Origin of the sequence: Zunongwangia sp. HGR-M22 (assembly GCF_027594425.1) — a bacterium.
GTDB lineage: Bacteria > Bacteroidota > Bacteroidia > Flavobacteriales > Flavobacteriaceae > Zunongwangia.
Genome location: NZ_CP115159.1, coordinates 3,395,385 through 3,408,283 on the forward strand (window position 1 = coordinate 3,395,385; position 12,899 = coordinate 3,408,283).

14 protein-coding genes are annotated in these 12,899 nt (G+C 35.8%); 8 read left to right on the plus strand and 6 right to left on the minus strand.

The genetic code is table 11. From position 1 onward, the window contains the following. Positions 1 to 11: 11 nt before the first annotated feature. The 3 genes from PBT91_RS14755 to PBT91_RS14765 are packed head-to-tail and all read right to left on the minus strand — an operon-like array spanning position 12 to position 2,163. A complete protein-coding gene (locus tag PBT91_RS14755) occupies positions 12 to 836 on the minus strand; it encodes a glucosaminidase domain-containing protein (protein WP_270059224.1) in 825 nt (274 codons plus the stop codon). A 1-nt stretch (position 837) separates the two neighbouring features. Beyond that, positions 838 to 1,797, minus strand: coding sequence for a 1-aminocyclopropane-1-carboxylate deaminase/D-cysteine desulfhydrase (locus PBT91_RS14760; protein ID WP_270059225.1), 960 nt, complete (start codon positions 1,795 to 1,797; stop codon positions 838 to 840). A gap of 39 nt (positions 1,798 to 1,836) precedes the next feature. Further along, positions 1,837 to 2,163 carry a hypothetical protein gene (locus tag PBT91_RS14765; RefSeq protein ID WP_270059226.1) on the minus strand — a complete coding sequence of 109 codons (327 nt, stop codon included), beginning with the start codon at positions 2,161 to 2,163 and terminating at the stop codon, positions 1,837 to 1,839. A 33-nt stretch (positions 2,164 to 2,196) separates the two neighbouring features. Between PBT91_RS14765 and PBT91_RS14770 the strand changes: the two genes are divergently transcribed. From PBT91_RS14770 to PBT91_RS14780, 3 genes are all read left to right on the plus strand, one after another. Beyond that, a complete protein-coding gene (locus tag PBT91_RS14770) occupies positions 2,197 to 2,364 on the plus strand; it encodes a DUF5522 domain-containing protein (RefSeq protein WP_270059227.1) in 168 nt (55 codons plus the stop codon). A 183-nt stretch (positions 2,365 to 2,547) separates the two neighbouring features. Then, the gene (locus tag PBT91_RS14775) at positions 2,548 to 3,087 is read left to right on the plus strand and encodes a DUF4136 domain-containing protein (protein WP_270059228.1); all 540 of its coding nucleotides are present in this window, start codon (positions 2,548 to 2,550) and stop codon (positions 3,085 to 3,087) included. Positions 3,088 to 3,221: 134 nt separating this feature from the next. Beyond that, entirely contained in the window at positions 3,222 to 4,982 is a 1,761-nt protein-coding gene (locus PBT91_RS14780) for an aromatic amino acid hydroxylase (RefSeq protein ID WP_270059229.1), read from the plus strand. Here PBT91_RS14780 and PBT91_RS14785 read toward each other — a convergent pair. From PBT91_RS14785 to alaS, 3 genes are all read right to left on the minus strand, one after another. Continuing rightward, positions 4,979 to 5,593: a DUF4230 domain-containing protein gene (locus PBT91_RS14785; protein WP_270059230.1), complete on the minus strand. Its 615-nt coding sequence runs from the start codon at positions 5,591 to 5,593 to the stop codon at positions 4,979 to 4,981. The two genes, PBT91_RS14780 and PBT91_RS14785, sit on opposite strands and share 4 nt — an antisense overlap. Before the next feature lie 290 nt (positions 5,594 to 5,883). Beyond that, entirely contained in the window at positions 5,884 to 6,885 is a 1,002-nt protein-coding gene (locus tag PBT91_RS14790) for a GSCFA domain-containing protein (RefSeq protein ID WP_270059231.1), read from the minus strand. Positions 6,886 to 6,933: 48 nt separating this feature from the next. Further along, complete coding sequence (gene alaS / locus PBT91_RS14795; protein ID WP_270059232.1) at positions 6,934 to 9,543, minus strand: alanine--tRNA ligase; 2,610 nt, start codon at positions 9,541 to 9,543, stop codon at positions 6,934 to 6,936. 131 nt (positions 9,544 to 9,674) lie between these two features. Here alaS and PBT91_RS14800 point away from each other — a divergent pair, with 131 nt between their 5' ends. Genes PBT91_RS14800 through PBT91_RS14820 form a run of 5 tightly spaced genes read left to right on the plus strand, consistent with a single transcriptional unit; the run spans position 9,675 to position 12,848 of the window. Then, a complete protein-coding gene (locus PBT91_RS14800) occupies positions 9,675 to 10,652 on the plus strand; it encodes a M23 family metallopeptidase (protein WP_270059233.1) in 978 nt (325 codons plus the stop codon). Next, positions 10,652 to 10,981: a MerR family transcriptional regulator gene (locus tag PBT91_RS14805; RefSeq protein ID WP_270059234.1), complete on the plus strand. Its 330-nt coding sequence runs from the start codon at positions 10,652 to 10,654 to the stop codon at positions 10,979 to 10,981. Before PBT91_RS14800 ends, PBT91_RS14805 begins: the two co-directional genes overlap by 1 nt. Positions 10,982 to 10,984: 3 nt before the next feature. After that, positions 10,985 to 11,584: a LemA family protein gene (locus PBT91_RS14810; protein WP_270059235.1), complete on the plus strand. Its 600-nt coding sequence runs from the start codon at positions 10,985 to 10,987 to the stop codon at positions 11,582 to 11,584. A gap of 16 nt (positions 11,585 to 11,600) precedes the next feature. Further along, positions 11,601 to 12,041 (plus strand): TPM domain-containing protein, encoded by a 441-nt coding sequence (locus PBT91_RS14815; protein ID WP_270059236.1) that lies wholly within the window; start codon positions 11,601 to 11,603, stop codon positions 12,039 to 12,041. Next, positions 12,042 to 12,848, plus strand: a complete 807-nt coding sequence (locus PBT91_RS14820; RefSeq protein ID WP_270059237.1) for a TPM domain-containing protein — start codon at positions 12,042 to 12,044, stop codon at positions 12,846 to 12,848. It abuts the gene before it with no gap. The last annotated feature ends 51 nt before the right edge of the window (positions 12,849 to 12,899 follow it).

Here is a 12,899-nt window from a genome sequence, read left to right on the forward strand (position 1 = left end):
TCTTATGGTCGTTATTTTACTAATAAAACTTGTCCAATTTCAATATTGGTGCCAGTTAAATTATTTAAACTTTTAATTTCTTCTACAGTGGTATTATAGCGTTTTGAAATAGAATATAAAGTATCTCCTTTTTTAACGATATAGCTATCGCCTTTCGCTTCAAATTCGGTTGTATAATTAGGAGAAGGACGATCTAAAACTTCCGCATCATAGCGATATAGCTCGTAACGTTCTATTAAATCTACAAGCTTTTGCGGGTAACGACGATCTGTAGCATAACCGGCCTGGCGTAAACCTTTTGCCCAGCCTTTGTAATCGTCTTGATCAAGATCAAAAAGTTCGGCGTAGCGCCGACGCTCTGCTAAGAATAATGAATGGTCTCTAAAAGAATATTTTGGATGTCTATATTTTCTAAAACATTCCTGATTGCGATCGTCGTCGTGATAAATTTTATCGCCTTGCCAGTCGTGGCACTTAATCCCAAAATGGTTATTGGCTTGTTGTGCTAATCTGCCTTTCCCAGAGCCAGATTCTAAAATCCCTTGGGCCAAAGTGATGCTTGCAGGTACTTTATATAAATGCATTTCCTGCTGTGCTATAGGCGCATAATCTGCAATATAATTTTCTACCGTAAAATCGTAGGTTCTCACGGGCATGGTTTCAGCATCCACAATTTCAGCCGGAGTTTCGGTATTTCTATTTCCCTGATTACGGTTATTAATCACCGCTTCATTTCTATCTTTTCGGTTTTTACGTGTAGTCACCTTTTTTTTACTTCCGCAGGAAGCCATAAAAAGTGCAAATACCACTAAAACTAAATAAGGTTTCAACCTCATATTATACAATAATTAAACTCATTTTCTTTTTTTCCAATCGCCGGTTCATCCCTGCAATCCCCTGCAAACCGCCCGTATGCACCGCTAAAATACGGGAATTTTCAGGAACTCGATTTTTTTTGATCATCTCAAAAACACTAAACATCATCTTGCCGGTGTAAATGGGATCAAGCTGAATTGCAAACTCGGTCTTAAATTCATTAATAAAACTTACCAGCTCTTCATTTATTTTAGCATAACCACCAAAATACTCATCGCTAACGAGTGTCCAGTTTTTTTTATTGCTGAAACGGCCAATTTCATATTTTAAAAAATCCCCTTTTAATGCTGAAAAAGCCAGAACATTTTGGTTTTCAGCTGAAGCATTTATCAATCCTGAAGCCGTTCCACCGGTTCCTGCCGCAACACAAATAAAATCGAAATTCTTATCTTCTTCACTTAAAATCTCTTCACAACCTTGTATAGCAAACTTGTTTGTTCCGCCTTCGGGAACCAAATAAAAATCTCCGAATTCAGCATAAAGAGATTCGATAAAATCAGGATCATTTTTTCTTCGGAAATCTTCTCTTGCAATAAAGTGAAATTGCATCCCATTTTGTGAAGCAAACTTTAAAGTAGGATTTGATTTTAGCGTTTTTTGAAGGTCTTTTCTCAGCTCTTCCCCACGAATCACCCCTATTGTAGGAATATTATGAATTCTTCCGGCTGCAGCCGTAGCGGCAATATGATTAGAAAATGCACCACCAAAAGTCAAAATTCGTTTTTTTTGAAGTCTTTTCGCTTCTAGAACATTGTATTTCAGCTTTCTGAATTTATTCCCTGAAACCTCGGGATGCAGTAGATCTTCACGTTTTAACCAGACTTCAATATTCTTATCTTCAAACTTTGTAATAAAGTCGTTTCGAGAAAAAACAGGTTCTTTTCTATGGAATATCGATTCGATGTTTTCCGAAGCATTCATATTGCAAAGATGAGAAAGGCGAAAATTGGAACAAAGATTTTAGCGATAATATTTTAGGAAGGAAAATGGCTTTCTGGTTTCAAGATAATCTTCATCTTTTTCGTTTGTATAGGCTTCAACCTCAAAACTGATATTTTGATAGGCCTTCATCGCATTTTTATATTTTATCCAGCCAAAAAGAAATTCCGCAGCATAAAAAATATAAAAGAAAACAACTAAAAGCTCCAATTGCTGGCGTAAGTGAATTTTCTCGTGATTCACTAATAAATCATCTTCTTTGTATTTAGCAGATTTCACAAAGATCACGGGCCAAATGGCGACCGCAATAAAGTTTTTACCCAGAATATGTTTATTGATCAAAATCATTTTCTTCAAGTTAAGAATTGTAAATTTGTTTTCATGAGTTTTTCAAGAAAAAAAATACCTTTAGAAGATGGCGACTATTATTTAACGCCAGAAGGTTACAAATGTTTCACAGAGCAATATCATCTTAAAAGAGGCTATTGTTGTGAGAGTGGTTGCCGGCATTGCCCTTACGGCTATGATAAAAAGACTAATTCTCAATAAAACATTAGTGATGGCTGTTTTATATAATTGTAAGAGATGGTAGCTTATTCGTATAGATAGATATAGTGATTTTTAGAATAGATAAAATAGATTAATTCGGCATGATATTTGAGATTACAAAACAGTCTAACAAGTGTTTAGCATACTTGCTTAGCATTTTATAAATTATAAAATATAACACCTATGAAAGTTCTAAAATTTACTCCTGTGTTGTTGCTTTTGGCCATTTTCTTCACTTCTTGTAGCAGTGTGAGAGTAGCCTCTGATTATGATCGTGAAGCCAATTTTAATTCTTACAGCTCTTTCGCTTTTTTTAAGCCGGGGGTTGATAAAGCTGAAATATCTGATCTTGATAAAAAACGTATTATGCGAGCTATTGAAGCTTCCATGAATGAAAAAGGCTTCGAAAAATCACAAAGTCCAGATCTTTTAGTAAGTATTTTCACTAAGACACATGAGAATATAAATATTTATCAAAATAATCCTGGATGGGGTTATGGTTGGGGATGGTCTCCATGGTATTGGAATACAGGATTCAATACAGTAAATAGAACTAGCGACGGAACTTTATATATTGATCTTATTGATGCTGAAACTAAAGAATTGGTTTGGCAGGGAATGGGTACTGCTGCTCTTGCTGAAAAAGTGAGTAAAAAACAGGAAAGAATAAATGAGATTGTTTCTAAAATCCTAGAAAAATATCCTCCCGGATCTGAGGAATAAAAGAACATTTTACAACTTTCAAAAATTAAATTTAGCCTTTCCTACGAAAGGCTTTTTTTATTGCCATATTTTTTACATTCAACTTATTTCTTTTAAAATTTCGTATATTCAATACTAAAATACGCTACAACTTTATGCATAATTCAATTGAGTCTAATGAAATTTTAGAACGTTTACCAAAGCATCTTCAGCAATACATTAAACCACAAAATTATGAAGACTATACACCTATCAATCAGGCGGTGTGGCGATATGTTATGCGCAAAAATGTAGCGTACCTTAGCAAGGTGGCGCACAAATCTTATTTAGACGGACTCGAGCAAACTGGAATTTCTATAGATCATATTCCAAATATGTACGGGATGAATCGAATCTTAAAAGAAATTGGCTGGGCAGCGGTTGCGGTAGATGGTTTTATACCGCCGGCTGCATTTATGGAATTTCAGGCGTTTAATGTTTTGGTAATTGCTAGCGACATCAGGCAACTGGAAAATATCGAGTACACTCCTGCACCCGATATTATTCATGAAGGCGCCGGGCATGCACCAATTATAGCTAATCCAGAATATGCCGAATATTTAAGGCGTTTTGGAGAAATTGGATGCAAAGCAATTTCAAGCGCTCATGATTACGAAGTTTACGAAGCTATTAGAAAACTTTCTATTTTAAAAGAAGCTGAAGGAACTCCGCTTAAAGAAATAGCTGCTATTGAAAAACTTGTTGGTGAGCTGCAGGACAAAAATGTAGAGCCGAGTGAAATGGCGCTCATTAGAAACTTACACTGGTGGACAGTAGAATACGGGCTGATAGGAACTCCTGAAAATCCAAAGATTTATGGTGCCGGTTTATTATCGTCGATTGGCGAAAGCAAGTCGTGCATGACTGAGAATATAAAAAAAATCCCTTATTCGATCGAAGCTATGCATCAGGAATTTGATATTACAAAGCCACAACCGCAGTTGTATGTAACTCCAGATTTTGCACATTTAAGCCTGGTTTTAGAGGAATTCGCTAATAAAATGGCGCTTAGAAAAGGTGGCTTAAGCGGAATTAAAAAATTGATAGATTCAAAAGGTTTGGGCACTATCGAATTTAGTACCGGCTTGCAGGTTTCAGGGAACTTTGAAAATGTGATCGAATTTGAAGGAAAACCAATTTATATTCAAACGAAAGGAAAAACAGCACTTGCTTCTAGAGAAAAAGAATTGATTGGACATGGTACAAAATCACATCCCGAAGGTTTTGGCTCGCCGATCGGAAAATTAAAAGGTATCAATTTAGCCATTGAAGATATGAGTCCGCGTGACTTAAAAGCCTATAAAATTTACGAAGGAGAAAATATTGAGCTAGAATTTGAAGGTGGTATTATTGTAAACGGCGAAATAATTACAGGAACCAGAAACCTACAAGGAAAAATAGTTCTTATAAGCTTTAGAAATTGTACTGTAAAGTATGAAGATCAAGTTTTATTTAAACCGGAATGGGGAAGATACGATATGGCTGTAGGCAAAGAAATAGTATCGGCATTTGCAGGACCGGCAGATCATCATTCTTTCGATTTAGTTACCCATAAAACAAGCTCAAATTCAATTAAAACAGAAAAGACTTCAAAACAAAAAGAACTCGAAGGCTTATACGAAGCTGTACGCCATTTTAGAGAAGGAAAAAATACAAAATTTAGCATTCAGGCTGCATTCGATATTCTTAAAAAAGACCACCAGGACGATTGGTTATTAATTACTGAAATTTATGAATTGGCGCTAGCGCATGATCCAGAATTAGCCAAAATAAGTAAAGATCATTTAGAAAAACTTCAGCAAAAAAGACCTAAAATCGCTCATCTGATAGAAGATGGAATTGCTATGGCTAAAAATAAAATGGCTCCTAAAATCTAAAGTTTGATATCCTGTAAATCATTTTGAGATGTTACCGGCATGTCATTATATTCTAAGGTCCAGCCCATGGTATTTGTTAAAATATAGATTTTGGACAATTCGCTCACCAACCTGTTTTGAGCGTTCGTCTTAATACTGGAAGCCTCTATTTTTTTCTTTAAAGAAGCGGTCACCTTCTTTTTAATCTTATTGTGATCTGAAGCGTCAAACTGATTTAGATAATCTTGTGTAACATCATAATATTGAATATCTGGATAAATATTTAGTTCTTGCTTTGGGATACTTTTTATAATAACACGCTTATTTTCCTGGTCGATCTCGGTTTCAAGCTGACTTAGATCATAGCTTACCGTTACTTTTGCATTCACAACAATTAGTGCTTTCTTTCTTGCTGAAAACACATCTAAATAAAACTTTTTTGAATCTTTATACGACCAAACCTGAGAGAAATTACCTTCGGTAACCACAAGTTTACCTACATTTTTAATTTGTTCCTGAATAAGCTTAGAGTTTTGCTCTAATACTTCACGCTCATTTTGCAGATTCTTATAAAAGCGATATCCAAAAACGATAAGTAAAACAGCAACCGCTCCTAACAGGAACTTTTTCATTGTATAAAAATTAAAGTTGAAATTAAAGATAAGGATTTAAAAATAGGAAAGTGTTATAAAAAACTTATGGACGGCCCCACCCGTCCATAAGAGTAAAATTTCTAAAATCTACCCCAAACAAATTTTAGAAAAGAAAGTTTAATTAATCATCGTATCCTTAAGTAGGATACTTCAATCAATAAATTAGAATTAATTTACAGTGCGTAATTTACAATTATTTTATAATATTCAAAATATATATCACATAATTTTATTACATAACTGCCAAATTAGCTTTTAAAATAATAAATTCAGAATTCAATAGAAGGCATTTTATGCTTTAGTCTTTCGATTTTCAACTTAAGTTTTTCAAGAAATTCGCGATGTTTGGGGCTGTTTTCGTCAAAAGGGCGATGACTTAGACTTTTCTGAATACTATCCACTTCTTTCATTATTGGATAAATTTCAGAATCTATCCAGGCTTCTTTAAATTTATCCCATATATAATCTATAGCGCTTTCAGAAAGATGAATCATATCTTTTCCATAAAATCGATAATCGCGTAATTCATCCATTACAAGTTCGTAACTGGGAAAATATGCTGTCATTTCGTTCAATTTCAGCTTCTCCTCTTCTCTATATTCATGAACTGTTGAAATTAGATTTGCTTTACTACGTTGATTCTCTACAAAACCATCCTTTAAATGCCGAACCGGTGAAACGGTAAAAATAATTTTAGCTTTAGGATTAAGCTTCCAGATGATATTGGAAATTTCGAAGAGACTTTTTTTTATCTCATCTATAGAATAGATTCTTTTAGTAAAATTAGATTGCGCCACTTTATGACAATTTGCTACCAAACGCTGTTCTGAATGTAAAACATAGCCCCAGGCAGTGCCTAAAGTTATAACTACATGTGTGCTTTTTTGCAAAAAAGATCGCGTATTCTGCAAAGAATTATTTAAATGAAAAATCATTTCTGCCCTATCGGGACGATTCATTTGTGAATGCACATCGAAACAGCTAAATTGATCATTACGCTCAAAAATATCACACTCTGAGTACGAATAATCTTCTTCTATTCTTCGGAATAAGTTGAGCAGTGCCACGGGATGAAATATAATTCCGAAGGGATTTTGCAGCACATTGAATTTAAAATAATGAAGTTTATCACCAATATTTTCTACAAAACAAGATCCAAACAAGGCAATATTAGCATTGTAGTTGATCTTCGGCGATTGATTTCTAACCGGTACAATTGTTCTGAAATCCATATCAAATAAATAAAAAGGCGTACAGAAATGTTCTTCCATACGCCTATAATTTTATAAAAGAAAGATACTAAAATTCTTAGAATCTTTCTACTCAATATATTTTTTAGCTTCAGCCAAAGCTTCTGGAATTCCTGCCGGATTTTTACCACCTGCAGTTGCAAAGAAAGGCTGGCCACCGCCACCTCCATGGATATGCTTACCAAGCTCACGAACAATTGTTCCCGCATTTAACGCTTTACTGGCAACCAATTCTTTAGAAACATAGCAGGAAAGCAATGCTTTTTCTTTTTGCTCGGTTCCAAAAAGAAGGAATAAATTATCGATTTCTCCACCTAATTGAAAGGCTAAATCTTTAATTCCGCCGGCATCAAGATCTACTTGTTTTGCTAAAAAGTGAACACCGTTTATTTCCTGAATCTCATTTTTAACCTCAGATTTCAGGTTTTTGGCTTTTTCTTTTAATAAAGCTTCTACTTGCTTTTTCAGTTCAGTATTTTCTTCTTGTAAAACTGAAATTGCTTTTACAGGATCTTTGGCGTTTTTCAACAATCCCTGAACCTCTTCTAATATTTCAGTTTTAGTATTAAAATAGTCTCTTGCTGCATCACCGGTAATGGCTTCGATTCTACGAATACCTGAAGCTACCGCACTTTCCCCGGTAATTTTAAAATACCAGATATCAGCGGTGTTATTTACATGCGTACCACCGCAAAGTTCCATAGATTCTCCAAAACGAATCGCACGAACGCTATCTCCATACTTCTCCCCAAAAAGTGCAATCGCTCCTTGGTTTAAAGCTTCCTGATACGCTATATTGCGTTGCTCCTCCAGTTTTAACTTTTGCTGAATACGCTCGTTTACAAACTGCTCTACCTGTTCTATTTCTTCGGAAGAAAGTTTGCTAAAATGACTAAAATCGAATCGCATATAATTAGGTTGCACCATAGAACCTTTTTGCTCTACATGCGTTCCCAGTATTTGTCGTAACGCCTGATGCAGTAAGTGCGTAGCAGTATGATTTGCCGCTGTTTTTGCACGTGCATCAGCATCTACCACCGCCGTAAACTCTGCTGAAACATCTTTAGGCAATTTTTTAGCAAAATGTATAATTTGGTTACTTTCTTTCTTGGTATCGATAATGTTTATCTTCTCTTCACCAAGTTTTAAATACCCTTTATCGCCAACCTGTCCACCACCTTCTGGATAAAAAGGTGTTTTAGTAAATACGATTTGATAAAGCGCTCCCTGCTTTTTGGTTTCAACTTTACGGTATTTGGCGATTTCAACCTTCGTTTCTAATTGATCATATCCTACAAAAGCATTTTCTTCAACTTCAGTGATTTCTTCCCAATCGCCAGATGTTACTTGCGTAGCGGCTCTAGAGCGTTCTTTTTGCTTTTTAAGTTCAGCTTCAAATTCAGCAATATTTAGACTAAGTCCTTTCTCTTTTAAAATAAGTGCAGTTAGATCGATCGGAAATCCAAAAGTGTCATACAATTCAAAAGCTTTCACTCCTGAAATTTCTTTTCCTTTAGCTTCGGTTACAATATTCTCTAACATCACCAATCCCTGCTCTAAAGTTCGAAGAAAAGAAAGTTCTTCTTCTTTAATCACATTCTGGATAAGCTGTTGTTGTTTTACCAACTCTGGGAAAGCTTCTCCCATTTGAGTTTTAAGTCTATCTACCAATTTGTAGATAAAAGGTTCTTTAATATTTAAAAATGTAAAACCATACCGAATAGCGCGACGTAAAATTCTACGAATCACATATCCCGCTCCCGTATTGCTGGGTAATTGTCCATCTGCAATACTAAAGGCAACCGCACGAACGTGATCTGCAATTACACGAATCGCGATATTAATATCTTCAGATTTACCATATGTGGAATTTGTTATCTCTTCTATCTCGCCGATAAGTGGTGTAAAAACATCGGTATCATAGTTGGATTGTTTCCCTTGCATGACCATGCAAAGACGCTCAAATCCCATCCCGGTATCGATATGTTTTGCCGGAAGTTCTTCTAAAGAACCATCTGCTTTTCGATTAAATTGCATAAAAACCAAGTTCCATATTTCTACAACCTGAGGATGATCGGCATTTACCAATTCTCTACCCGATTTTTTAGCTTTCTCTTCAGCAGAACGTATATCTACATGAATTTCTGAACAAGGCCCACATGGTCCCTGGTCGCCCATTTCCCAAAAGTTATCTTTTTTGTTTCCGTAGATAATTCGGTCTTCAGGAACAATTTTTTTCCAAAATTCTAAAGCTTCAGTATCTAAACCAACACCGTCTTCTTTGCTTCCTTCAAAAACAGAAACGTACAAACTTTCCTTATCGATCTTAAAAACTTCGGTTAATAATTCCCAGGCCCAGTTAATGGCTTCTTCTTTAAAGTAATCTCCAAAGCTCCAGTTCCCTAACATCTCGAACATGGTGTGATGATAAGTATCATGCCCTACCTCTTCAAGATCATTATGCTTACCACTTACCCGAAGACACTTTTGCGAATCGGTTACTCTTGTATTTTTAGGCACCGAATTCCCAAGAAAAAATTCTTTAAACTGAACCATACCTGCGTTAGTAAACATCAGGCTTGGATCATCTTTAAGCACCATTGGAGCTGAGGGTACAATACTATGTTGTTTTGCTTTAAAAAATCCTAAAAAGCTTTTGCGAATTTCCTGAGATTTCATGTACTGTAATTTCTTCTAAAAATTATTAAATTATGCAGGCTATAAAACAATTGCTATCTTTGTTCGTTAGCGTTTAAACTTGCACGCTTTTTGTGCATACAACGGCAACAAAAATACTATAAATTTAACTCATGTCGAAGGTTAAATATTATTACGATAGCGATACACTTTCTTACAAAAAAATCGAGCGAAAAAAAGGTCGTCGATTTGGAATTGTTTTGCTTAGCATCTTCGGAAGTTTTCTTGCCGGTTTTCTACTATTGTTAGTCTACCTGAATATTCCGCAGATCGAAACGCCCAAAGAAAAGGCACTTAAGCGAGAACTGCAAAATATGCAGTTGCAATATGGCTTGTTGAATAAAAAAATGGATCAAATTCAAAATGTGCTCGGCAATATCGAAGATCGAGATAACAATATTTACCGTTTATATTTTGAGGCTAACCCTATTCCAGAGGAAACTCGTAAAGCCGGTTTTGGTGGGATAAACAGATATAGAGATCTGGAAGGTTTCGACAACTCGAAGCTAATTAAAGAAACTACAAAAAGAATGGATGTGCTTACTAAACAATTAGTAGTACAATCTAAATCTTTAGATGAAATTGCAGAATTAGCAAAAGAAAAAGAGGATTTATTAGCTGCAATCCCAGCAATACAACCTGTAAAGAATGAGAATCTAACCAGAATTGCCTCAGGTTATGGTTGGAGAACCGATCCTTTTACCAAGGTAAGGAAGTTTCATTATGGGATGGATTTTACTTCACCAAGAGGAACCCCGGTTTATGCTACAGGAGATGGTCGCGTAATAAGAGCCGATAATCATAGCACCGGCTACGGCAATCACATCAGGATTGATCATGGCTACGGGTACACTAGCTTATATGCCCATTTATACAAATATAATGTAAGAAGAGGACAAAAGGTAAAACGTGGAGATCTTATTGGTTTTGTAGGAAGCACTGGAAGATCTGAAGCACCACATTTGCATTATGAAGTTTACAAAGATGATGAGCATATAAATCCTATCAATTTTTACTACGGAAACCTTTCTCCGGAAGAATTTGACGAAGTATTGAGAAAATCGCAACAGGAAAATCAATCTCTGGATTAATGCAAGTCGACCTACCTGAAAAAAGATATTATAGCATTGGCGAAGTTGCCACTGCTTTTAAAGTAAACACGTCCTTAATACGATTTTGGGAAAAAGAATTTGATGTTATTAAACCCAAAAAAAACGCGAAAGGAAATCGCAAATTCACACCTGAAGATATTAAGAATCTAGAGCTTATTTATCATTTAGTTAAAGAACGTGGTTTTACTCTGGAAGGTGCGAAAACACACCTTAAAGAAGAAAAGCAAAAAACACTGAGCAATTTTGATATTGTTCGTAAATTAGAAAAAATTAAATCAAGCCTAATCAATATTAAAAATCAATTATAGAAAATGAAAAAATGGTTAATCCCCGTAATCGTCCTAGTTGTTCTTGGAATTATAGTTTATAGTATGACCGCCGGAGTAAACAACACGGGAGTTGAACTTGAAGAAAACGCTAAAGAAGCATGGTCTAACGTAGAAAGTTCCTATCAACGAAGAAACGATCTTATTGGAAATCTTGTAAAAACAGTACAAGGTGCTGCCGATTTTGAACGCGGTACTTTAACTGATGTGATCGAAGCGCGTGCCAAAGCAACTTCTGTTAATGTTGACGCTTCAAATTTGAGCGCTTCTCAAATTCAGCAATTTCAACAAGCACAAACCGGTTTATCGTCTGCCTTATCCAAATTATTGGTAAGTGTAGAGCGATATCCAGATATTAAAGCAAATCAAAACTTTTTGCAATTACAAGCTCAAATTGAGGGTACCGAAAATCGTATTAATGTAGCGCGTGATCGCTATAATGCTGCGGTAACAGACTTCAACACTTATATTCGAAAATTCCCTAATAATATTTTTGCAGGGATGTTTGGTTTTGAACGTATGGAAAGATATCAAGCAGATGCCGGTGCTGAAAACGCTCCAGACGTAGAATTCGATTTTCAGTAATCAAAAAATTATAACTATGAGCCGTAAAGAATTTTCGCTAAGAACAGAGGATGAAAATGATATTGTAGAAGCGATAAGAACAGCTGAAAAAAGTACTTCTGGTGAAATTCGTGTGCATTTAGAGAAATCTTCAGGAGCACAAGATATTTTTGAACGCGCCATGGATGTTTTCCATAAGCTGAAAATGGATAACACAAAAGAGGAAAATGGCGTATTAATTTATGTCGCTACCGAGGATCGTAACTTTGTTATTTATGGTGATAAAGGTATTAACGATAAGGTAGAAGATGATTTTTGGGAAAGTACAAAAGATGTAATCCTGGAACACTTCAAAAAAGGAAACTTTAAACAAGGTCTTGTTGACGGTATATTAAAAGCCGGCGAACAATTGAAAAGACATTTTCCATGGCAAGAAGATGACGAGAATGAACTTTCAGATCAAATTTCAAGAGGATAAATGCTACAACTCAATAAAAAGATTGGCCTATTAAGCCTGTTATTATTACTTATTAGTTTTGTTGGATTCGCACAGCGCGATATTCCACCAAAACCAAGTAAACAAACCGCAGTTTACGATGAAGCTGATCTTTTAAATACTTCGGAAGAACAACGTCTTACCCAAAAGCTTATTAACTATGCAGATACTACTTCTACGCAGATTGTAGTTGCAACTATTAAATCTTTGCAAGGAGAATATATTGGCACATATTCAGCTAAGTGGGCTCATAAGTGGGAGATAGGCCAAAAAGGTAAAGATAATGGCTTATTAATCTTGGTTTCTGAAGGTGATCATAAGTTATGGATAACAACGGGCTATGGTTTAGAAGAGTATATGACAGATGCTACTACTAAGCAGATCGTAAATCAAATAATTACTCCGGAATTCAAAACAGGCGATTATTATACTGGTTTAGATAAAGGAACTACCGCTGTCTTTGAAGTTTTAGCTGGTACGTTTAAAGGCACATCTCAAGCTCGTGGGGGTTCAGGAAATTCGGCAAAGCCAATCGCTTTATTTATTATAGTTTTTATAATTATCATCATTTCGCTTATCGGTAAAAGTAGAGGTGGTGGCAAAGGCGGCGGTCGTCGTGGTCGCAGCACGCTAATGGACGCCATTATCTTAAGTTCGCTTGGTCGCGGTAGTTTTGGTGGCGGCGGATTCGGTGGCGGCTCTGGAGGTGGTTTCGGAGGCGGCGGCGGATTTGGTGGAGGCTTCGGCGGTGGAGGCTTTGGCGGAGGTGGCGCTGGCGGAAGCTGGTAAAATCTAACTAAACAAATAAAATCACTATTAGAAATTACATAAAAAAATGCC

What these genes read in the sequence shown, in the direction of transcription:
- PBT91_RS14755 (WP_270059224.1), bottom strand. Translation starts at nt 836, where the DNA reads ATGAGGTTGAAACCTTATTTAGTTTTAGTGGTATTTGCACTTTTTATG.
- PBT91_RS14760 (WP_270059225.1), bottom strand. Translation starts at nt 1,797, where the DNA reads ATGAATGCTTCGGAAAACATCGAATCGATATTCCATAGAAAAGAACCT.
- PBT91_RS14765 (WP_270059226.1), bottom strand. Translation starts at nt 2,163, where the DNA reads ATGATTTTGATCAATAAACATATTCTGGGTAAAAACTTTATTGCGGTC.
- PBT91_RS14770 (WP_270059227.1), top strand. Translation starts at nt 2,197, where the DNA reads ATGAGTTTTTCAAGAAAAAAAATACCTTTAGAAGATGGCGACTATTAT.
- PBT91_RS14775 (WP_270059228.1), top strand. Translation starts at nt 2,548, where the DNA reads ATGAAAGTTCTAAAATTTACTCCTGTGTTGTTGCTTTTGGCCATTTTC.
- PBT91_RS14780 (WP_270059229.1), top strand. Translation starts at nt 3,222, where the DNA reads ATGCATAATTCAATTGAGTCTAATGAAATTTTAGAACGTTTACCAAAG.
- PBT91_RS14785 (WP_270059230.1), bottom strand. Translation starts at nt 5,593, where the DNA reads ATGAAAAAGTTCCTGTTAGGAGCGGTTGCTGTTTTACTTATCGTTTTT.
- PBT91_RS14790 (WP_270059231.1), bottom strand. Translation starts at nt 6,885, where the DNA reads ATGGAAGAACATTTCTGTACGCCTTTTTATTTATTTGATATGGATTTC.
- alaS (WP_270059232.1), bottom strand. Translation starts at nt 9,543, where the DNA reads ATGAAATCTCAGGAAATTCGCAAAAGCTTTTTAGGATTTTTTAAAGCA.
- PBT91_RS14800 (WP_270059233.1), top strand. Translation starts at nt 9,675, where the DNA reads ATGTCGAAGGTTAAATATTATTACGATAGCGATACACTTTCTTACAAA.
- PBT91_RS14805 (WP_270059234.1), top strand. Translation starts at nt 10,652, where the DNA reads ATGCAAGTCGACCTACCTGAAAAAAGATATTATAGCATTGGCGAAGTT.
- PBT91_RS14810 (WP_270059235.1), top strand. Translation starts at nt 10,985, where the DNA reads ATGAAAAAATGGTTAATCCCCGTAATCGTCCTAGTTGTTCTTGGAATT.
- PBT91_RS14815 (WP_270059236.1), top strand. Translation starts at nt 11,601, where the DNA reads ATGAGCCGTAAAGAATTTTCGCTAAGAACAGAGGATGAAAATGATATT.
- PBT91_RS14820 (WP_270059237.1), top strand. Translation starts at nt 12,042, where the DNA reads ATGCTACAACTCAATAAAAAGATTGGCCTATTAAGCCTGTTATTATTA.